Consider the following 19,135-nt stretch of genomic DNA (forward strand, 5'->3'; position numbering starts at 1 on the left):
TAGACTGTGCTTCTTTTTCCCCCCGCAGGAGGCACCCATGGCCCATCCCATTTCCGTATCCCTGATTGGCGTTCCCACCGACGTGGGTGCGGGCCATCGTGGTGCCCGGCTTGGCCCGGAAGCGCTGCGCGTGGCGGGCCTGCCGGAGGCGCTGGAGGCGCGCGGCGTGGACGTGCGCGACCTGGGCAACCTGGACGGCCCGCGCAACCCGTGGACCGCCCCGGTCGAGGGTTACCGCCACCTGGATGAAGTGGTGGCGTGGAACCATGCACTGATGGAAGCCAGCTACGCCGAACTGCAGGCTGGCCGCATGCCGATCATGCTCGGTGGCGACCACTGCCTGGGCATTGGTTCGATCACCGCCGTGGCGCGCTGGTGCCGCGAACAGGGCAAGACCCTGCGCGTGCTGTGGCTGGATGCCCATTCGGATTTCAACACCAGCGACGTGACCCCGTCGGGCAACATCCACGGCATGCCGGTGGCCTGCCTGTGCGGCCTCGGCCCGGATGCGTTGACCCGCCTCGGCGGCACCGTGCCAGCGATCACCCCGGCGCAGATGCACCAGATCGGCATCCGTTCGGTGGACCCGGACGAGAAGCGCCTCATCAAGACCCACAAGGTGGATGTCTATGACATGCGCTACATCGACGAGAACGGCATGAAGCGCGCGGTGGAAGCCGCACTGGCCGGCATCGACGAGAACACCCACCTGCATGTCAGTTTCGATGTGGACTTCCTGGACCCGAGCATCGCGCCGGGCGTGGGCACCACTGTGCCGGGCGGGGTGAACTACCGCGAGGCGCAGCTGGTGATGGAGATGATCGCCGACACCGGGCGCATGGGTTCGCTGGACATCGTCGAGCTCAACCCCTTGCTGGACAAGCAGAATGCCACCGCCGAACTGGCCGTGGACCTGGTCGAAAGCCTGTTCGGCAAGTCCACCCTGATGCGTGACTGACGGCGCCGCCTGAACGGATCTGTGATCCGTTCACGCCCGCTCCACGCCACTGCCGCCAGATTGCACTTCACGCGGCGGTGGTGGGCGTTGGCCTTCTCCCGCCGAGCGAAACAATCCCATCCGCGAATGAAGCGGTGTAGCGGCAAACCCAAGGAGAAGCCCATGAAGCGCGTAGTTGCCCTGATGCTGTTGTCGATGTTCTCGGTGGCCCTGCTGGCCGGCTGCAACACCATTGCCGGTGCCGGCAAGGACGTGCAGAAGGCGGGCGAGAAGGTCGAGGACACCGCGAAGGGCCGTTGAGCCCTGCACGGAACGGAAAGAGAAAAGGCCGGGGATTTCCCCGGCCTTTTTTGTGCGTGCTTTTCGCTGCGTGCTGTCGAAGCGGAGTGAACCATTCAAGCAGGTGAGCATCTATTTCATTGCTGGTTGACCGGTATTCAACAGCCGCTGCGCGAAGCTGGAGCCACGGTAAGAACGCCGTTGCAACCAAGGACTCCCAGCAATGAACAAAGACATCATTTCCGGCAAGTGGTCGCAGCTGAAGGGCAAGGCCCAGGCCAAGTGGGGCGATCTGACCAACGACGACTTCGATGTGGCCGAAGGCAATGCCGAGTATCTGGCCGGTCGCCTGCAGGAACGTTATGGCTGGGCCAAGGACCGCGCGGAGAAGGAAGTGCGTGAGTTCCAGGACGCCGTGAGCAAGGACTACCCGGACTACAAGTAAGCACTTCGGTTTCCCCCACAACACAACGCCCGCACCGAGAGGTTGCGGGCGTTGTGTTGTCTGGGCGGGACGATCAGCGCGCCGGCGGGTCCGGCACATAGCGGTTCGGGAACGCCTGCGGCTCGCGCGGCAGGCGCGAGGGCGAATCCACCAGGATGCCGCGTGCGCGCAGGTTGCGGGCGCTGTCGTAACGCAGCTGCAGTACCTGTGCGGGGCTGCGGCTGGCGCGTTCGAAGTCGGTATCGCGCACCGAAGACTGCTCGCGAGCACCGTGGCCGGTGCCCAGCGCTGGCGCCTGCGACTTGCTGGAATAGCCCTCGATGCGGCTGCTGCTCGCGCTGGCATCGGCCGACGCTTCCGCCGCCGGGGCTGGCAGCGGCAGGCCACGGCGCAGGATCGGTTGCGGGTACCAGCGGCGCGCTTCCTCGAACACCGCCACGCCCACCACGCCGATGTTGTCCGGGCGGCCGGTGCGGCTGGCATAACTGCCGCTGGGGCTGCTGAACACGAACTGCGCCACTTCGTCCTGGCTCTTGCGCCAGCCGGTGATGTCGGCGCGCTGGCCGGGATTGAGCACGTAGCCGGTCTGCGAGGGATCGGCATCTTCGCCGGAGATGGCGTTGACGCCGTCCACCGACAGCACCACCAGCACCCGGCGCGGGCTGTCGTTGTACAGGCGCACGGCGTAGCGGTGGCCGCGCTCGCCGGCCACCCAGCGCTGGCCCTCGGCGGGGTAGCTGCGCAGTTCGGTGCCGCGGTTGCGGTCGACCAGGGCCATGCGCACGGGGCCGCCCTCGTACACCGGCGGCGGCATCGGGGCCGGGCGGAAGCCGGCCAGGGGCAGGATCAGCAGCAGGGGCAGCAGGCGTTTCATCGGGCGTCTCCAGCGGGGTTGCGTGAATGAACGCGCCGCAGGCCCTGACGGGGTTGGTGGCGTGCAAGGTAAACTGGCCCCGTTCATCGAAGGTTACCCCACGCAGTCATGACGACCCGAGTCCTTACCGGCATCACCCCCTCCGGCACGCCCCACCTGGGCAACTACGTTGGCGCCATCCGTCCGGCCATCGCGGCCAGCCGCGCGCCGGGGATCGAGAGCTTCTTCTTCCTGGCCGACCTGCACAGCCTGATCAAGTCGCAGGACCCGCAGCGCACCCAGCGCGCGACCCTGGAGATCGCGGCCAGCTGGCTGGCCTGCGGGCTGGACCCGGAACACGTGTGGTTCTACCGCCAGAGCGACATCCGCGAGACCACCGAGCTGATGTGGTTCCTGACCGCCATCGCCAGCAAGGGCATCCTCAACCGCGCGCATGCCTACAAGGCGGCCGTGGACAAGAACCGCGAGGAAGGCGTGGACGAGGATGCAGGCGTCAGCGCCGGCCTGTTCATGTACCCGGTGCTGATGGCCGCCGACATCCTGATCTTCAGGGCCAACCAGGTGCCGGTGGGCCGCGACCAGATCCAGCACATCGAGATGGCGCGCGACTTCGCCCAGCGCTTCAACCATGTGTACGGCAAGGAGTACTTCCCGCTGCCGGACGTGGTGATCGACGAGCAGGTGGCGACGCTGGCGGGCCTGGATGGCCGCAAGATGAGCAAGAGCTACCACAACACCATTCCGCTGTTCGTGCCGCGCGAGGAGCTGAAGAAGCTGGTGTTCTCGATCCTGACCGACTCGCGCGCACCCGGCGAGCCGAAGGACACCGAGGGCTCGGCGCTGTTCCAGATGTACCAGGCGTTCGCCACCCCGGAACAGACCGCGGAATTCGCCAAGGCGTTCGCTGCCGGCATCAGCTGGGGCGATGCCAAGCAGCAGCTGTTCGAGCGCATCGACAGCGAGCTCTCGCCGCTGCGCGAGCGCTACAACGCGCTGATGGCCGAGCCGGAGAAGATCGAGGCGCTGCTCAAGCGCCGTGGCCAGCAGCTGCGCGAGCAGCTGGCGGCACCGCTGCTGGACGAGCTGCGCCATGCGGTCGGCCTGCGTGATCTGTCCAGCGCGGGCGATATCGCCAGCGAGGATGCCGGCGTGGCCCGCGTGGCACCGCCGCTGTTCAAGCAGTACCGCGAAAAGGATGGCCGCTTCTACTTCAAGCTGACCGCTGGTGACGGCACGCTGCTGATCCAGAGCGAAGGCTTCGATTCGCCGCGCGATGCGGGCCAGCTGATCGCGGTGATCAAGCAGGCCGAGCAGGGTGACCAGCTGCAGAGCGAGCTGTTCAAGCTGGACGCCGAGGTGGACGCCGTGCTGGCTGCCCTGGCCATGCTGCGCGAAGCGTAAGGGGTAGTGCCGGCCGCTGGCCGGCAACTGCATAGGAAATGCCGGCCAGCGGCCGGCACTACCACGGCACTGCATAGGAAAACGCCGGCCAGCGGCCGGCACTACCCGTGAACGAAGGTCATGGCATGATGTCCGCGCGCCTCCGGCGCGATGACATGGAGTCTGCGATGGCCTGGTTGTCGCTGCTGCTGTTCCTGCCCTGGTTCCTGCTGCTGGGCAGCCTGTACTGGCTGTTCCCGCGCCAGCCGCGCACCGCGCGGCGGCGCCTGTTCGACAGCACCACCCTGGTGCTCGCATTCGCGCTGAGCATCGTGTCGATGCTGTGGGGCTACCGCATTGGCGTGGTGCAGCCGGGCGCCGGCCCGATCTGGCCGCAGGTGCTGGCGGTGCTGTACGCCTACGGCGCGTTCCTGGCGGTGCTGGTGTTGGCCCTGTTGCTGCGGCCGCGGTTCGCATTGCGCTCCGGCTGATCGGTAGTGCCGGCCGCTGGCCGGCACATGCATTCTCCTGGCTATCCCGAGGTTGCCGGCCAGCGGCCGGCACTACCCGACCAAAGCCGCATCGAACCCGGGCCGCCTGCGCGCCTACCATGGGGGTCTGTTCCCGATCCTGCCAGGTGCGTGCCGATGACCGCCGACCCCAGCATCCACACCATCGATACCGGCTTCCAGCGCCCGGATTTCGACGCGGCGTACCTGATCGTTGAAAACGGCCGCGCTGCGTTCGTCGACTGCGGTACCGGCCTGTCGGTGCCGGCGATGCTGCAGGCGCTGGCGGAGGCCGGCCTGGGCGTGGAGGCGGTGGACTGGCTGCTGCTCACCCACGTGCATCTGGATCATGCAGGCGGTGCAGGCCTGCTGATGCAGCAGTTGCCGAATGCGAAGGCGGTGCTGCACCCGCGCGGTGCGCCGCACATGATCGATCCGACCCGCCTGATTGCGGGTGCCACGGCGGTATATGGCGCCGAAGAGATCGCGCGCAGCTATGGCCGCATCGAGGCGATTCCGGAGCACCGTGTGGTGGTGGCCGAAGACGGCCACCGCATCGATCTGGCCGGCCGCGAGCTGGTGCTGCTGCATACCCCGGGCCACGCGCTGCACCACTACTGCGTGTGGGATGCGCGCAGCCGCAGCTGGTTCACCGGCGATACGTTCGGTATCTCCTACCGTGAGCTGGACAGTGCGCAGGGTGCTTTCATCTTCCCCACCTCATCGCCGGTGCAGTTCGATCCGGAGGCGATGAAGGCCTCGATCCGGCGCATGCTCGATTACGCGCCGCAAGCGATGTACCTGACCCACTACGGTCGTGTGGAACAGGTGGAGAAACTGGCCGACGACCTGTTCGAGCAGATCGATGCGATGGCCGCCATCGGCCGCCAGTGCGATGGCCGACCGGACCGCCACCGCTGCCTGCTGGCTGCGCTGCAGGCGCTGTACCTGGAACGTGCACAGCTGCATGGCTGTGCGCTGGACGATGCCGCGGTGACCGCTGTTCTGGCGATGGACATCGAACTCAACGCGCAGGGCCTGGCCTGCTGGCTGGACCGCGTATCGCGCTGACCTGGGCGCGCCCTGCCGGCGGGAATCCGGTGTGCCACTGGTAGATCCACGCCATGCGTGGATGACGTGGGCCCAGGCTGCGCCGTGATGTCACGACCACGTTACACTCTGGTGACTTCCAAGCTAGCCGTGGTACTGCCGTGAATCCGATGCGCGTGTTGCTGCTGTCGTCCTGCCTGTTTGTCGGTGGCCTGGCCCATGCGGCCAACGACCTGCCGGGTGGCGGTATCGATCCGCAGGCACTGTCGCGCCATGTGCATGTGCTGGCGTCGGATGAATTCGAGGGCCGCGCGCCGGCCACCGAGGGCGAAGAACGCACGGTGCAGTACCTGATCGAGCAGTTCCGCAGCTACGGCCTGCAGCCGGGTGGCGTGGATGGCAGCTGGGTGCAGCCGGTGCCGCTGGTGCGCGCACAGCTGGAGGGCGCGGCCAAGGCCAGCCTGTCGCTGAAGCAGGGCAAGCGCGCGCTGGCCAACGGCGTGGACGTGACCCTGCAGAGCCTGCAGCCGCGCAAGCGCGTGCAGATCAAGGATGCGCCGCTGGTGTTCGTCGGCTACGGCATCGACGCGCCGGAACGCCAGTGGAACGACTACAAGGATGTGGACCTGCACGGCAAGATCGCCGTCGTGCTGATCAATGACGCCGATTTCGAAGCCGATGCGCCGGGCGCGTTCGACGGCAAGGCGGTGACCTACTACGGCCGCTGGACCTACAAGTTCGAGGAAGCCGCGCGCCGTGGCGCCGAGGGCGTGCTGATCGTGCACGAGACCGCACCGGCCGCCTATGGCTGGGCCACGGTGAAGAGCTCGGGCACCTCGCCGCTGTTCGACATCGAGCGCGGCCAGGCCGAGGCGATGGCGCAGCACACGCCGCTGCGTGGCTGGATGCAGCGCGAACTTGCCGAGGCGATCTTCGCTGACGCCGGCTTGGACTTCGATGCCGAGAAGCGCAAGGCGATGCGTGCGGACTTCCGCCCGGTGGCACTGGACAACGCGAAGCTGAGCGTGGATTTCGCGCTCAAGCGCGAGCAGGTGGTGACCCGCAACGTGGTGGCCAAGCTGCCCGGTGGTGAACACGCCGACGAGGCGGTGATCTTCTCCGCGCACTGGGATGCCTTCGGCATCGGCCAGCCGGACGCCAAGGGTGACCGCATCCGCCGCGGTGCGATCGACAACGCCACCGGTGTGGCCACCGTGCTGGAACTGGGCCGCGTGTTCGCCGCCGGCCCGCAGCCGCAGCGCACGCTGTACTTCGTGGCCCTGACCGCCGAAGAGAAGGGCCTGCTGGGTGCCAGCTACTACGCCGCGCACCCGCTGGCGCCGCTGGACAAGACCGCTGCAGTGCTGAACATCGAAATGTTCAGCCCGGATGGCGCGACCCGTGACATCGCGTCGTGGGGCAAGGGCCGGGTCTCACTGGAGGGTGACCTGGAGCGCGTGGCCAAGGTCCGCGGCCGCAGCTACAGCCCGGACCCGAACCTGGAAGCCGGCTTCTTCTACCGTGCCGACCATTTCGCCTTCGCCCGCCTGGGCGTGCCGGCGATCACCATCGGCCCGGGCCTGGACAAGCTGGACGGTGGCGTTGAAGCCGGCCGCGCGCTGCGCGAGAAGTACTTCGCCGACTGCTACCACCAGGCCTGCGATGCGTGGACGCCGAGCTGGGACCCGAGTGGCCACGCCGCCGACACCCTGCTGGTCTACGACCTGGGAGCCGAGCTGGCCAACAGCCGCCGCTGGCCGACGTGGGAAAAGGAATCGGAGTTCCGCGGCGCGCGCGACAAGAGCGAAGCGGCCCGCCGTTGAGGTAGTGCCGGCCGCTGGCCGGCAACTCCCTGCTCTTTCCGGAGGTTCATGAGGTTGCCGGCCAGCGGCCGGCACTACCGAAAGAGGTGGCGTTGCCGGCCAGCGGCCGGCACTACCGAAAGAGGTGGCGTTGCCGGCCAGCGGCCGGCACGCCCGGGTATTCGTCAGCGCCGGCGCAGCAGCGTCCACGCACCCCAGCCACTGGCGGCGAGCGCTGCCAGATAGCACGCCACCATCGTGCGCAGTCCAACCGGCGACCCTGCATTGATGCCGCGATGCAGGCGCAGCTGCAGCGAGCTGTGGCCGCTGCCCAGGTCCACCGCCAGCTGCAGCGCCAGCGCGGCGCAGAACACCAGCAGGGCAATCCCGAATCCGATGCGCGGCCACGCGGCCTGTGCGCTGGGGCGGCGCAGCAGCCAGGCCAATGCCGTGGCTGTGGCCAGCGTCGCCGCGATCCACATCAACGGCGTGGCGGGAGACGCAGCGGCCACCGGCATTGCACCGGTGGCCGCGATCAGGGCAACGCGCTTACTTGCGGGTGCCGTCGAGCCAGTTCGGGCCCTTGTTGGTGAGGAAGAACACATAGACCACCAACGATACCGCGATCGTCGCGGTCACGTAGATGGCGAACCAGTCGACGTGGCCGGTCTTCAGCGCGCCCTGGTACAGCAGTGGGGCGGTGCCGCCGAACAGCGAGTTGGCCAGTGCGTAACCCAGGCCCACGCCCAGTGCGCGCACATGGGTGGGGAACAGCTCGGCCTTCACCACCGCGTTGATGGAGGTGTAGCCGGTGAGGATGACGAACGCCATGGCCAGGGTCAGGAAGGCCAGGGTGGCGTCATGCTGGTGCGGCAGCTGGGTGATCAGGTACCAGCTGTACAGCACGCCGCCGACGCCGAAGAACACCAGCAGGGTCTTGCGCCCGATGATGTCCGACAGCCAGCCACCGACCGGCTGCAGCACCATCAGGAACGCCAGCACGCCCAGGTTGATCAGGGTGCCGGTCATCGGATCGTTGCCGGCGAAGGCGCTCTGGATCATCTTCGGGCCGTTCACCGAGTAGGTGTAGAAGGCCACGGTGCCGCCGGCGGTGATCAGGAAGCACAGCAGCAGCGGCCGCCACTGGTGCACGAACAGTTCGTACATCGAGCCGGACTTCTGCGCCTTGCCCTCGCGTGCGGCCTCGATGGACGACTCCGACAGCGACTCGTCCATGCCACGACGCAGCCAGAACACCACCACTGCGGCGATGCCACCGATGCCGAAGGCGATGCGCCAGCCCCACTCGGAGATTTCCGGCTTGCCCCAGAAGGTCAGCATCAGCAGTAGCGTCAGCTGGGCCAGCACATGACCACCGACCAGGGTGACGTAGTGGAAGGACGACAGGAAGCCGCGGCGGCCGGGAATGGCGGCCTCGGACATGTAGGTGGCGCTGGCACCATATTCGCCACCGGTGGCGAAGCCCTGCAGCAGGCGCGCGAACAGCAGGATCACCGCGGCCCAGATGCCGATGCTGGCGGCGGTGGGGGTGATGGCGATCAGGAACGAACACAGCGCCATCAGCGTGACCGAGACGGTCAGCGCAAGGCGGCGGCCATGGCGGTCGGCGAAGCGGCCGAAGAACCAGGCACCGATCGGGCGCATCAGGAAGGTCGCCGCGAAGATCGCCCACACGTACATCGTGGAGTTCTTGTCGTCGGGCGAGAAGAACTGCGATTCGAAGTACACGGCGAACACCGAGTACACGTAGACGTCGTACCACTCCACCAGGTTGCCGGCGGAGCCTTTGAGGGTGTTGGAGATCGACCGCCGCAGGGCGGCGCGGTCGTTCGCGGGGACAGCAGGTTGGGACGTGGTGCTCATCTGGGTGGGAATCCTCGATGCGGCGCGTCCGTGCGCAGGGAAAACGGCGCCCGGCCTTGGGGCGGCGCGGCCGGGCAGCCCTCTTGGTACTGCATCGACCGTCAACACGGGGTAGCAGACCAGAGCAGGGTGCATGGATGGATGACAGCGTGCCACCGTATGGGGTCCCGGACCATACTCAAAACGTCCTAGAATCCGCCTTCCCCCGGCTCCCTGGTGTGTCATGTCGGCTCCCCCCTCTTCGTCTGCGGCTGCCCCCCGGGGTGGCCTTGTCGCGCTGGCACTGCTGCTGGTCTACGTGGTCTGGGGCTCGACCTACCTGGGCATCGCCAAGGCCCTGCACGGCGGCGCACTGCCGCTGACGATGGTCTCCGGCAGCCGCTTCATCATTGCCGGTGGCCTGATGTTCCTGGCCTTGCGCCTGTTCTGGAAGATGCCGAACCCGACCCTGCGGCAGTGGCGCAACCTGGTCATCATGGGCGTGACCATGCTGGTGCTGGGCAACGGCATGGTGGTGCTGGCCGAGCGCGAGGTGTCCTCGGGCCTGGCCGCCACCGCAGTGGCCTCGGTGCCGCTGTGGATGGCGCTGTTCTCGGCGCTGCGTGGCCAGCACGCCAGCAAGGGCGAATGGCTGGGCATCGCCATCGGTTTCCTGGGCGTGGTCTGGCTCAACGCCGGCAGCAGCCTGACGGCCTCGCCGACCGGGCTGGTGCTGCTGCTGATCGCGCCGATCGGCTGGGCCTTCGGTTCGGTGTGGGCGCGTGGGCTGGACCTGCCGGGCCCGTTCATGACCGCTGCCGGGCAGATGGTCTGCGGTGGCGTGCTGCTGGTGCTGATCGGCCTGGCGGTAGGCGAGCGCCCGACCACGCTGCCCGATACCGGTGGCCTGCTGGCGATGGCCTACCTGTGCGTGTTCGGCTCCATCGTCGCGTTCACCGCCTACGTGTGGCTGCTGCAGAACGTGCGCCCCGCGCTGGCGGGCAGCTACGCGTACGTCAATCCGGTGATCGCGGTGCTGCTGGGCGCACTGCTCAACGGTGAACGGTTCGGCTGGCGCGACCTGTTGGCGATGGTGGTGATTCTTCTGGGTGTGGTGGTGCTGACGATGGCAAGGACGAGAAAGAAATGAGCATGGATGAGAAAGAACAACGCCGGGGCCTGCTGGTCACTGCGTCCACCTTCGTGATCTGGGGCCTGGTCCCGGTGTACTGGCACCTGCTCAACGAGGTGCCCTCGTTCCAGATCATCGCCCACCGCATCATCTGGAGCACCGTGCTGGTGCTGGGCTGGCTGCTGATCAGCTCGCGCCTGGGCTGGTGGCAGAAGATCGCCGCACAGCCGCGCGCGCTGCCGATCCTGCTGGTGTCGAGCCTGACCATCGCCTTCAACTGGGGCCTGTACATCTGGGCGGTCAACGCCGGCCATGTCATCGAGACCAGCCTGGGCTACTTCATCAACCCGCTGGTGAACGTGCTGCTGGGCGTGCTGGTGCTGAAGGAACGCCTGCGCCGCCTGCAGTGGGTGGCGGTGGCGATGGCGGCGGTGGGCGTGGCCTGGCTGACCATCGACGCCGGCACACCACCGTGGATCGCGCTGGGCCTGGCCTGTTCGTTCGGCCTGTATGGCCTGCTGCGCAAGCTGGTTTCGGTCGACCCGGTGGCCGGCTTGGGCGTGGAAAGCATGTACCTGTTCCTGCCGGCGCTGGCCTTCGCGATCTGGGCCGAGAATGGCCACGGTGGCGCGTTCTTCCATGGCTGGGGCTGGCGCAACGACCTGCTGCTGATCTTCGGCGGCGCAGTCACCGCCGTGCCGCTGATCGGCTTCGCCTACGGCGTGAAGCGCATTCCGCTGTCGCTGGTCGGCATCCTGCAGTACATCGCGCCGAGCCTGCAGCTGCTGCTGGGTGTGTTCTTCTTCCACGAAGCGTTCGACACCGCCAAGGCGATCGGCTTTGCCGCGATCTGGGCCGGCCTGGTGCTGTTCGTCGGCGACAACATCCGCACGATGCGCGCCAAGCGCTAGCGCCGCGTCCGCTCGGCTGACACGTGTGCACAAAAAAGAGCGGCGCCCCGAGGGGCGCCGCTCTGCTTCCATCCACAGCCAGGAGAGAGTTGGCTGTGACGGGAACGCGGTTGCAGGCTTAGAAGCGCTGCTGGTACTTCATGTACATGAAGCGGCCGATGTCGAAGCCACCGTAGTAGGTGAAGCTGCTGTTCGGCTGGCTGTACATGATCGGACCCTGGTGGTCGAAGACGTTGTTCACGCCCAGCGACACGGTGCCGTCCCACGGCAGGCTGTAACGCAGCTGCAGGTCGTGGAAGGTGTTGGAGCCTACCTTGTTGGTCGGCGATGCACTGGTGTACGACGAACTGAAGCCCGGCAGGTTGCACTCGTCCATGTACGAGCACTTCTCCTTCATGCTGGAGTAGTAGCGCGCGGTCCAGCCGATGCCGAGGTCGCCGTACTGCCAATCCAGGTTGAAGGTCGAGCGGACGCGGAAGTCGCCGCCCCAGCTGGTGCGCTGCTCCACCGGCGTGGTCGCGGCGTTGTCGTTGCGCTGCTTCAGGTAGTCGGTGTAGGTGGTGTTCCAGTTGACGGCGAACTGGCCGAACGTGGTTTCCGGCAGGCGGTAACGCACGTTGATGTCATAGCCGGCGGTTTCGCGGAAACCGGCATTGACCAGCGAGCGGTCCAGGCTGTTGACCTGGCCGTTGCTGCCACGGGTGAAGCGACCACAGGCGGCGTCCGAACCTTGCACATAGCACTGCTCGAGAATGCTGTTGGTGGTCTCGGAGACGATGGCGTTGTTGATGCGGATCTTCCACCAGTCGAGGCTGACATCCAGGCCGGCCACGAAGTCCGGGCTGTACACCAGGCCCACGGTCCAGGTCTTGGCGGTTTCCGGCTTCAGCGCCGCGTTGGAACCCGAGTTGAAGTCGACGGTCGACTGCTGGCCCGGCTTGGTGGCAACGGTGCCATCGCTGTTGAGCTGGCGGAAGTTGGCCGGCACCTTCAGCGCCTGGCAACGGGCAGCAACGGTCGGGCTGGTGGCCGCGGTACCGAACGAGGTATCGCACGGATCGGTGAACGAATCGCGGGTGCTGACGGTACCGCCGTACAGGTCATCCACGGTGGGCGCACGGAAGCCGGTGCCATAGGTTGCGCGGACCAGCAGGCTGTCGATCGGCTTCCACTTCAGGCCGAACTTGCTGTTGGTGGTCGAGCCGAAGTTGTTGTAATCCGAGTAGCGACCGGCCACGTCCAGCGACAGTTCGCGCGCGAACGGCAGATCGGCCAGCAGCGGCACCTGCAGCTCCAGGTAGACCTCGTTGAGCGAGTAGTCGCCACGGGTCGGCTGGCCGCTGGTGCCGGTAATCTCACCCTTCTGCACCCGCATGTCCGGCGTGTAGCTGGCTTCTTCGCTGCGGTGCTCGAAGCCCATCGCGCCCATGATGTCGCCGGCCGGCAGGGTGAACAGCGAACCGGAGATGTTGGCGCTGGCCACCTTGGTGGTGCTCTTCATCTTGTCGACGAAGCGGGCGAACAGGTAGTCCTGTACGTCCTGGTTGCTCAGCGAGCCCGGGCCGGTATAACCCATCGGCGCAGCCGGGTTCCACGGCACGCAGCCGGCGATCACCGCACCCGGTGAGCCGCAGCGGGCCACGTTGCCATCCATGAAGGACGGGCCGACGGCCTGGTTGACGTGCGGCTGGTACATGCTGCCGGTACCGATGCGCTCGCCTTCATTGCGGTTGTACATGTAGCTGACGTTCCAGTCCCAGTACCGCGAACCGGTTTCGAAGCTGCCTTCCAGGCCGATGCTGGCGCGCTTGGTCTCCAGATTGTTCTCGGTGCCGCGCGGCAGCTCCTCGGAGCGGTGCGCGAACAGCACATCCTGGCCCCACAGGTTGAACGTGCTGTCCTTGGACAGGGCGGCACGGCTGCCGTTGCGCGCCTGGGCGGCGCTGACCGAGTACGGGTAGCCGGCCAGCTGCTTGGTCGATTCGCGCTTGCTGTACAGCGCGTCGGCGACGATGCGCAGGTCGTCGGTGATCGAGAAGCCGCCGTTGGCGAACACCGAGGTGCGCTCCAGGCCGGTCAGCAGGCTCATGTTGGTCTTGCTGTTGGCACCATCGGCCGGATCCGGCGCGTGGAAGTTGCCCTTCTGGCTCGGATCGCCGCCCGGGCCCACGGTCAGGTTCTTGCCACCGACGGTGACGTAGCCCCACGGGGTGTTGCCGTTCAGGTTGTCGGTCGGGTGGCGCGGGCCGTTGGGATAGCGGCTGAACTCGCGATCCTTGCCCAGCACTTCGTCTTCCTTGGTGCGCTCAGCACCCACGGTGAACCAGCCGCGGTCGAAGGTCTTGCCGAAGGTGGCGCTGTAGGAGCGCTTCTGGCCGTCGCCTTCACCGTACTGGCCGACGTAGACGCTGGCTTCGCCACCGTCGAAGTTCTTGCGGGTAATGATGTTGACCACGCCGGCGATGGCGTCCGAGCCGTACAGCGCGGACGCGCCATCGGTCAGCACTTCCACGCGCTCGACGATGGCCGACGGAATCGAGGCCAGGTCGGAGTAGCCGCCGGCGCTGACGCCCATGCGGCGGCCGTCGATCAGCACCAGGCTGCGTTCCGGGCCGAGGTTGCGCAGGCTGACGTACATGCCGCCGAAGTCGCGCGAGGAGGTCAGCGAAGACGCGCGGCTCATGCTCGGCGAACCAGCAGCGGGAATGTCCTGCAGGATGTCGGCGACGTTGACGTAGCCCTTCTTCTCGATCTCGGCGCGGTTGAGCGCGATCACCGGCTGTGCGGTCTCGACACTGGCCTGGCGGATGCGCGAGCCGGTGATTTCGATGCGGTCGAGGGTGGTGGTGGCGTCGCCGGTGCTCTGTGCGAAGGCGGGGGTGGTGCAGCTGGCGGCCAGCGCGATGACGATCGCGTTGCGCAGCGGATTGGTTTTCAGGGACATCCGTGAAATCTCGTGTTTCAGTAAAAACAAGCGCCCGTTCTATGGGCGCGTGGGGTGCTGCAAACCAACGTGGGGGGCGCGATTCTAGAATGTTTCCATTCGTAACTGTTTGTCTCTGCGCCACGGATGTGCGCGAAAATGAATCGCAACCAACAATCCACAGATGCGCTGTGCGCAGCGTCACGCGCGCTGCGTTTGCGATGGGCAGAGGCATCGATAGCGGCGGATTTCCCGCAATCTGTAGCAGTGCGTGTGCGCAGGCATCCATCCACGCATGGCGTGGATCTACTGGACGTACTGGTTCATCACCCGGCCTGGCTGCATCGCCCTGAGTAGATCCACGCCATTCGCGGATGACGCGCAAGAAAAAGGGACGGAGCGTTCGCTCCGTCCCCTGCGCAATGCGCGTTGTATCGCTGCGTGATGCTCAGGTTTCGCGCAACGCCGTGGTGATGGGCAACCGCGCCGCGCGCAGCGCCGGGAACAGGCCGCCGACCAGGCCGATGCCCAGCGCCCATTTCAGGCCGGTCCACAGCAGTTCCGGCGACACATGGAACTTGAACACCACTGCGCTGAAGTTGCTGCCGATGGTGGACACGCTGTAGCCATTGAACAGCAGCCATGCCACCGCGCACCCCAGCAGGCCGCCGAGCAGTGCCAGCAGCATCGTCTCCAGCATCACCGCCGTCACCACCGGCAGGCCGCGGAAGCCGATCGCGCGCATGGTGGCGATCTCGCGCGCACGCGTGGCGACCGCCGCGTACATGGTGTTGAGCGCGCCGAACACCGCACCGACCGCCATGATGGTGCCGATCACCTTGCCGAGGATGTCGATCAGCTTGGTCAGCCCGCCGCCCTGCTTGCTGTAGTAGACGCGGGTGGTTTCCACGTCCAGTTTCAGGCGCGGGTCGGCGGCGACGGCGGCCTTGAACTGCTCGAAGCCGGCCTTGCCATCGGTGCGCACGCTGATCGACTGCCACGCACTGCGCTGGTAGGTGGTGGCCAGCGTATCGGCGTCGGTCCACAGTTCCGAGTCATGCGCATCGCCGGTGGCGAACACACCCACCACGGTCCAGGTCTGGTTGCCCAGGGTCAGCGTCTTGCCAACGTCCAGATCGCGGAACTGGCCCTTGGCGCCCTGGCCGACCACGATCTCGCGCAGGCCGGTGGCGAACGTGCGGCCTTCGACGATCTTGACCTTGTCATGCACCGCCCACGCCTGCGGGCCGACGCCGCGGAACTGCGCGTTGACGTCGGTGCCGTCGGACTTCGATACCAGGTTGACCACCTGCGACAGCTCCGGCGACAGCAGCGGCCGGCCTTCGGCATCGCGAGTGATGCCGGGCAGAGTGGACAGCGTCGGCACCTGTTCGCGGGTGATGACCGAGTTGGTTTCGGCCTGCGAGCCGCCGCGCAGCACGATGGCAGTGGTGTCATCGCCGGTGTTGTTGAGCGTGGCCTGGAAGCCTTCGCCCATCGCCAGCATCGCCACCAGCACGCCGACCACGCCAGCGATGCCGACCACGATCACCGAGGACGCGCCCCAGCGCTGCGGCAGGCTGGCCACGCCGATGCGGGTGGCGGCCAGTGCCAGTCGCCCACCGCGGGTCAGCAGCAGCCACAGTGCCACCAGCACGGCCACGGCCAGCACGCCGATCCACGGCAGGCTGATCCACAGCACCAGGCCGATCACCAGCAGCAGCACCGTCACGCCGTTGCCCAGCCACTTCTTGAGTTTGCTCTTGAACATGTCTGCGTTCTCCTCAGCGGCCGGCCAGTGCGTCGACGATCTTCAGGCGCTTGGCACGCAGCGCCGGCAACAGGCCGACGATGATGCCGATCACCACGATCAGGCCCAGCCCCATCAGCCAGGTCGGGGTCGGCACGTGCGGCGGCAGCATGCCCATGCTCTTCGGCCCGATCGCCGGCAGGATCAGCGCGGCCAGGCCCATGCCGATCAGGCCGCCCAGGCCGATCAGCAGCACCGACTCCACCATCACCAGGGTGAGCACGGTGCTGTCCTTGAAGCCCAGTGTCTTCAGCGTGGCCAGTTCGGGTACGCGCTCGCGCACGGCCTGCGCCATGGTGTTGCCGGTCAACAGCAGCAGGGTGAAGAACACCGCGCCCATGATCGAGGTGACGATCATGCCGATGTCCGCGAACTGCTTGACGAAGGCCTGCTGGAACGCTGATTCGGTCTGGGTCTTGGTCTCGTGGTCGGAGTTGGCCGAGATCGCGTCGATCGCCTGCGCCACCCGCGAGGACTGGTCCGGATTGTCCAGCGTCACCGTGTACCAGCTCACCTGGTTCTTGATGTAGTCGTTGGATTCATCGAAGTACTTCCAGTTCATCATCAGCTGGCGTTCTTCGTTGGCGGCCAGCGCACGGTCCTTGGAGCGGTAGATGCCCTTCAGTTCCAGCGGCCAGTCGTTGCTGCCGCCACGCGGGAAGATCGTTGCCTGCAGCGGGATGGTGTCGCCGATCTTCCAGCCGAACTGCTTGGCCAGGGTCTCGCCGACGATGGCACCGGTGCGGGTCTGCTTCCAGTCCTCCAGCTGCGCCGGGTCGATCTGCAGCTCGCGGTAGACATCGAAGTAGTTGGGTGACACCGAGAAGTTCGGGAAGAAGTTCTTCGGATCCTGGTAGATGCCGCCGAACCACATGCCGTAGGCCACATCACGCACACCGGCCACCTGGCGGATCTGCGTTTCCAGGCGGATCGGCAGAGACTGGGTGATCGACAGCCGCGACGCCACCACCAGGCGGTTGGCGCCTTCCACGCTGCCGCCGGAGGTGAATGCCACGCGTACCGAGTCGAGCATGCCGAACAGCAGGAACGCAGCCACCACCGACAGCAGGGTCAGCAATGTACGGGTGCGGCTGCGGAACAGCTGCGCCCACACCAGGGAGAAATACTTCATCGCCGTAGCCTCCGTCAGTGGGCCAGCGGCGCGTCGGCCAGCTCGCCCTTGTCCAGGTGCACCGTGTGCGTGGCGTACTCGGCGGCCTTCGGGTCATGGGTGACCATGATGATGGTCTTGCCGTGCTCGCGGTTGAGCTGCTGCAGCAGGCCGAGGATTTCCTCGGCAGACTGGCGGTCGAGGTCGCCGGTCGGTTCGTCGCAGATCAGGAAAGTCGGGTCGGAGACGATTGCGCGCGCGATCGCCACGCGCTGCTGCTGGCCGCCGGACAGTTCATTCGGGCGGTGGCTGCGGCGGTCGGCCAGGCCGACCAGGGTCAGCGCGATCTCGGCGTTGCGCTTGCGCTGCGCCGCATTGAGATGGGTCAGCAGCAGTGGCAGTTCCACGTTCTTCTGCGCGGTCAGCATCGGCATCAGGTTATAGAACTGGAACACGAAGCCGACGTGGTGGCTGCGCCAGGTCGACAGCTGGCCGCCACTCATCTGGTCGATGCGCTCGCCTTCGATGCTGATCTCGCCGCCGCTGGGGTTGTCCAGACCACCGATCAGGTTGAGCAGGGTGGTCTTGCCCGAGCCGGACGGGCCCATCAGCGCAACGAAGTCGCCGCTGGCGATGTCCAGGTCGATGCCGTGCAGCACCTGCACCTTTTCGGGGCCGCGCTGGTAGGTCTTGGTGATGTTGCGCAATGAAACCAGGGTCGACATGGGTGGTTCTCCACGGAAGGCGGGAAACGGGGAAGCACCACGGCGGTGGCCGCAGGCATGCGTCGAGCGGTGTTGCCGGCGGCGCCCGCAGGCGCCAGGCCGTTACTGCGCTTGTTTCTGTTGCACCTTGGCGCCGTCGCGCAGGGTGTCCGGCGGGTTGACCACCACCGATTCACCCGCGCTCACGCCCTTGAGGATCTGGCGATCCTTGCCCATCGCCTGGCCAGCCTCGACCGTGCGCTGCTGCACGCGGTTCTGGTCGCCCAGCACGAAGGCCACCGAGGCGCCCTCGCGCTGGACCACGGCGCCACTTGGCACGCGCACGCCCTGCGGCTTGGCGGCCGCCTGCGGCTGTGCCTGTTCCAGGAAGCTGACCCGCACGCCCATCTCCGGCACGATGCGCGGGTCCTTCACCTTCAGCGCCACGCGTACCTTCACCGTGGCCTTGCCGCGGTCGGCGGTGGGGATGATGGCGATCACCTCACCCGGAATCTTCCATTCCGGGTAGGCGTTGAGCGTGGCTTCCACCGGCATCTTCGGCTGCACGCGGCCGATGAAGGCTTCGCCGACCTCGACTTCGATCTCCAGCGAGTCCATGTCGACGATGGTGCCGATACCGGTGCGGGTAAAGCCGCCGCCGGCCGACAGCGGCGAAACGATTTCGCCGGGCTGCGCAGCCTTGGCGGTGACCACGCCGGAGAACGGCGCGCGCACGATGTTGTTGTCCACGCCCAGGTCGGCGATGGCCAGCTGGTCGTTGGCCACCTTGACGTTGCGCTGTGCGGTGTCCAGCTGTGCCCGCAGGCTGTCGCGCTGGGCCACCGCCTGGTCGTACTGCGAGCGCGACACCAGCTGCTGGCCGACCAGTGCCTGCAGGCGGCTGGCTTCAGCGGCGGCCTGCTTCTGCTGTGCTTCCAGCCCGGCCACCTGGCTGCGTGCGGCCTGTAGCTGCGAGGCATACAGGCTGCGCTGCGCGTCGGCATCGATCGGGTCCAGCGTGGCCATGATCTGGCCCTGCTCCACGCGCATGCCTTCCTCGATCATCACCTCGCGAACCTTGCCAGTGATCTTGGCCGAGACCGTGGCCATGCGCCGCGCAACGACATAGCCGCTGGCGTCGAGCACCGAACTGCTGGCGTTGCCCTGCTGGATGGCCACCGCCGGCGCGGTTTCCACGTCCACCGCTGGCGTACGCCCGAACAGGGCGAAAGCGACAGCGGCCAGCAACAAGACGACCACGATGATCGCGATCCACAGCCAGCGGCGGCCACCACCACTGCCACTCCCTCCGGAGGCGGGCGGCGGGGACTTGCGGTCGATACGGAGTTCCTTCAACAGCTCGGCAGAAGCGTTCATTCGTTCC

General features: G+C 66.8%; 17 protein-coding genes. 9 read left to right on the plus strand and 8 right to left on the minus strand.

Annotation, left to right across the window (positions count from 1 at the left end):
* Positions 1 to 37: 37 nt before the first annotated feature.
* From rocF to ACZK3W_RS01155, 3 genes are all read left to right on the plus strand, one after another.
* On the plus strand, positions 38 to 958 hold the full coding sequence (gene rocF, locus ACZK3W_RS01145; RefSeq protein WP_049462319.1) for an arginase: 921 nt from the start codon (positions 38 to 40) through the stop codon (positions 956 to 958).
* A 162-nt stretch (positions 959 to 1,120) separates the two neighbouring features.
* The gene (locus ACZK3W_RS01150) at positions 1,121 to 1,258 is read left to right on the plus strand and encodes an entericidin A/B family lipoprotein (protein WP_008266021.1); all 138 of its coding nucleotides are present in this window, start codon (positions 1,121 to 1,123) and stop codon (positions 1,256 to 1,258) included.
* Positions 1,259 to 1,460: 202 nt separating this feature from the next.
* Complete coding sequence (locus tag ACZK3W_RS01155) at positions 1,461 to 1,682, plus strand: CsbD family protein (protein ID WP_004153772.1); 222 nt, start codon at positions 1,461 to 1,463, stop codon at positions 1,680 to 1,682.
* A 73-nt stretch (positions 1,683 to 1,755) separates the two neighbouring features.
* Here ACZK3W_RS01155 and ACZK3W_RS01160 read toward each other — a convergent pair whose 3' ends face one another.
* Positions 1,756 to 2,556, minus strand: a complete 801-nt coding sequence (locus ACZK3W_RS01160) for a hypothetical protein (protein ID WP_478450312.1) — start codon at positions 2,554 to 2,556, stop codon at positions 1,756 to 1,758.
* A gap of 108 nt (positions 2,557 to 2,664) precedes the next feature.
* Here ACZK3W_RS01160 and ACZK3W_RS01165 point away from each other — a divergent pair, with 108 nt between their 5' ends.
* The 4 genes from ACZK3W_RS01165 (at position 2,665) to ACZK3W_RS01180 (ending at position 7,318) form a co-directional block, all read left to right on the plus strand.
* Positions 2,665 to 3,957: a tryptophan--tRNA ligase gene (locus ACZK3W_RS01165; RefSeq protein WP_478450313.1), complete on the plus strand. Its 1,293-nt coding sequence runs from the start codon at positions 2,665 to 2,667 to the stop codon at positions 3,955 to 3,957.
* A 167-nt stretch (positions 3,958 to 4,124) separates the two neighbouring features.
* Entirely contained in the window at positions 4,125 to 4,427 is a 303-nt protein-coding gene (locus tag ACZK3W_RS01170; RefSeq protein ID WP_065724234.1) for a hypothetical protein, read from the plus strand.
* Between the two features lie 156 nt (positions 4,428 to 4,583).
* Positions 4,584 to 5,516 (plus strand): MBL fold metallo-hydrolase, encoded by a 933-nt coding sequence (locus ACZK3W_RS01175; protein WP_478445317.1) that lies wholly within the window; start codon positions 4,584 to 4,586, stop codon positions 5,514 to 5,516.
* A gap of 149 nt (positions 5,517 to 5,665) precedes the next feature.
* Positions 5,666 to 7,318 carry a M28 family metallopeptidase gene (locus ACZK3W_RS01180; RefSeq protein WP_125895969.1) on the plus strand — a complete coding sequence of 551 codons (1,653 nt, stop codon included), beginning with the start codon at positions 5,666 to 5,668 and terminating at the stop codon, positions 7,316 to 7,318.
* A 164-nt stretch (positions 7,319 to 7,482) separates the two neighbouring features.
* Here the strand turns inward: ACZK3W_RS01180 and ACZK3W_RS01185 are convergent, their stop codons facing one another.
* Both ACZK3W_RS01185 and ACZK3W_RS01190 read right to left on the minus strand, forming a co-directional pair.
* Positions 7,483 to 7,779 carry a hypothetical protein gene (locus ACZK3W_RS01185; protein ID WP_125894903.1) on the minus strand — a complete coding sequence of 99 codons (297 nt, stop codon included), beginning with the start codon at positions 7,777 to 7,779 and terminating at the stop codon, positions 7,483 to 7,485.
* A 67-nt stretch (positions 7,780 to 7,846) separates the two neighbouring features.
* Positions 7,847 to 9,181 (minus strand): MFS transporter, encoded by a 1,335-nt coding sequence (locus ACZK3W_RS01190; protein ID WP_010486964.1) that lies wholly within the window; start codon positions 9,179 to 9,181, stop codon positions 7,847 to 7,849.
* A gap of 223 nt (positions 9,182 to 9,404) precedes the next feature.
* Here ACZK3W_RS01190 and yedA point away from each other — a divergent pair, with 223 nt between their 5' ends.
* The gene (gene yedA, locus ACZK3W_RS01195) at positions 9,405 to 10,310 is read left to right on the plus strand and encodes a drug/metabolite exporter YedA (protein ID WP_125894900.1); all 906 of its coding nucleotides are present in this window, start codon (positions 9,405 to 9,407) and stop codon (positions 10,308 to 10,310) included.
* Positions 10,307 to 11,203, plus strand: coding sequence for an EamA family transporter RarD (gene rarD, locus ACZK3W_RS01200; RefSeq protein WP_032128173.1), 897 nt, complete (start codon positions 10,307 to 10,309; stop codon positions 11,201 to 11,203). The genes yedA and rarD overlap by 4 nt, the downstream gene beginning before the upstream one ends.
* 118 nt (positions 11,204 to 11,321) lie before the next feature.
* On the opposite strand, the gene ACZK3W_RS01205 is transcribed toward rarD, so the two are convergent.
* From ACZK3W_RS01205 to ACZK3W_RS01225, 5 genes are all read right to left on the minus strand, one after another.
* Entirely contained in the window at positions 11,322 to 14,147 is a 2,826-nt protein-coding gene (locus tag ACZK3W_RS01205; protein ID WP_478450314.1) for a TonB-dependent receptor, read from the minus strand.
* A gap of 427 nt (positions 14,148 to 14,574) precedes the next feature.
* Positions 14,575 to 15,897 carry an ABC transporter permease gene (locus tag ACZK3W_RS01210; protein ID WP_032128171.1) on the minus strand — a complete coding sequence of 441 codons (1,323 nt, stop codon included), beginning with the start codon at positions 15,895 to 15,897 and terminating at the stop codon, positions 14,575 to 14,577.
* Between the two features lie 13 nt (positions 15,898 to 15,910).
* Positions 15,911 to 17,068: an ABC transporter permease gene (locus ACZK3W_RS01215; protein WP_049421437.1), complete on the minus strand. Its 1,158-nt coding sequence runs from the start codon at positions 17,066 to 17,068 to the stop codon at positions 15,911 to 15,913.
* Positions 17,069 to 17,082: 14 nt separating this feature from the next.
* The gene (locus ACZK3W_RS01220) at positions 17,083 to 17,772 is read right to left on the minus strand and encodes an ABC transporter ATP-binding protein (protein WP_049399872.1); all 690 of its coding nucleotides are present in this window, start codon (positions 17,770 to 17,772) and stop codon (positions 17,083 to 17,085) included.
* 102 nt (positions 17,773 to 17,874) lie between these two features.
* Positions 17,875 to 19,128: an efflux RND transporter periplasmic adaptor subunit gene (locus ACZK3W_RS01225; protein ID WP_478450315.1), complete on the minus strand. Its 1,254-nt coding sequence runs from the start codon at positions 19,126 to 19,128 to the stop codon at positions 17,875 to 17,877.
* Between the last annotated feature and the right edge of the window lie 7 nt (positions 19,129 to 19,135).

This window comes from Stenotrophomonas sp. 80084_Sma (assembly GCF_056481995.1).

What these genes read in the sequence shown, in the direction of transcription:
- ACZK3W_RS01210 (WP_032128171.1), bottom strand. Translation starts at nt 15,897, where the DNA reads ATGTTCAAGAGCAAACTCAAGAAGTGGCTGGGCAACGGCGTGACGGTG.
- ACZK3W_RS01215 (WP_049421437.1), bottom strand. Translation starts at nt 17,068, where the DNA reads ATGAAGTATTTCTCCCTGGTGTGGGCGCAGCTGTTCCGCAGCCGCACC.
- ACZK3W_RS01170 (WP_065724234.1), top strand. Translation starts at nt 4,125, where the DNA reads ATGGCCTGGTTGTCGCTGCTGCTGTTCCTGCCCTGGTTCCTGCTGCTG.
- ACZK3W_RS01175 (WP_478445317.1), top strand. Translation starts at nt 4,584, where the DNA reads ATGACCGCCGACCCCAGCATCCACACCATCGATACCGGCTTCCAGCGC.
- ACZK3W_RS01205 (WP_478450314.1), bottom strand. Translation starts at nt 14,147, where the DNA reads ATGTCCCTGAAAACCAATCCGCTGCGCAACGCGATCGTCATCGCGCTG.
- yedA (WP_125894900.1), top strand. Translation starts at nt 9,405, where the DNA reads ATGTCGGCTCCCCCCTCTTCGTCTGCGGCTGCCCCCCGGGGTGGCCTT.
- ACZK3W_RS01190 (WP_010486964.1), bottom strand. Translation starts at nt 9,181, where the DNA reads ATGAGCACCACGTCCCAACCTGCTGTCCCCGCGAACGACCGCGCCGCC.
- ACZK3W_RS01220 (WP_049399872.1), bottom strand. Translation starts at nt 17,772, where the DNA reads ATGTCGACCCTGGTTTCATTGCGCAACATCACCAAGACCTACCAGCGC.
- ACZK3W_RS01160 (WP_478450312.1), bottom strand. Translation starts at nt 2,556, where the DNA reads ATGAAACGCCTGCTGCCCCTGCTGCTGATCCTGCCCCTGGCCGGCTTC.
- ACZK3W_RS01150 (WP_008266021.1), top strand. Translation starts at nt 1,121, where the DNA reads ATGAAGCGCGTAGTTGCCCTGATGCTGTTGTCGATGTTCTCGGTGGCC.
- ACZK3W_RS01165 (WP_478450313.1), top strand. Translation starts at nt 2,665, where the DNA reads ATGACGACCCGAGTCCTTACCGGCATCACCCCCTCCGGCACGCCCCAC.
- rarD (WP_032128173.1), top strand. Translation starts at nt 10,307, where the DNA reads ATGAGCATGGATGAGAAAGAACAACGCCGGGGCCTGCTGGTCACTGCG.
- rocF (WP_049462319.1), top strand. Translation starts at nt 38, where the DNA reads ATGGCCCATCCCATTTCCGTATCCCTGATTGGCGTTCCCACCGACGTG.
- ACZK3W_RS01185 (WP_125894903.1), bottom strand. Translation starts at nt 7,779, where the DNA reads ATGTGGATCGCGGCGACGCTGGCCACAGCCACGGCATTGGCCTGGCTG.
- ACZK3W_RS01155 (WP_004153772.1), top strand. Translation starts at nt 1,461, where the DNA reads ATGAACAAAGACATCATTTCCGGCAAGTGGTCGCAGCTGAAGGGCAAG.
- ACZK3W_RS01180 (WP_125895969.1), top strand. Translation starts at nt 5,666, where the DNA reads ATGCGCGTGTTGCTGCTGTCGTCCTGCCTGTTTGTCGGTGGCCTGGCC.
- ACZK3W_RS01225 (WP_478450315.1), bottom strand. Translation starts at nt 19,128, where the DNA reads ATGAACGCTTCTGCCGAGCTGTTGAAGGAACTCCGTATCGACCGCAAG.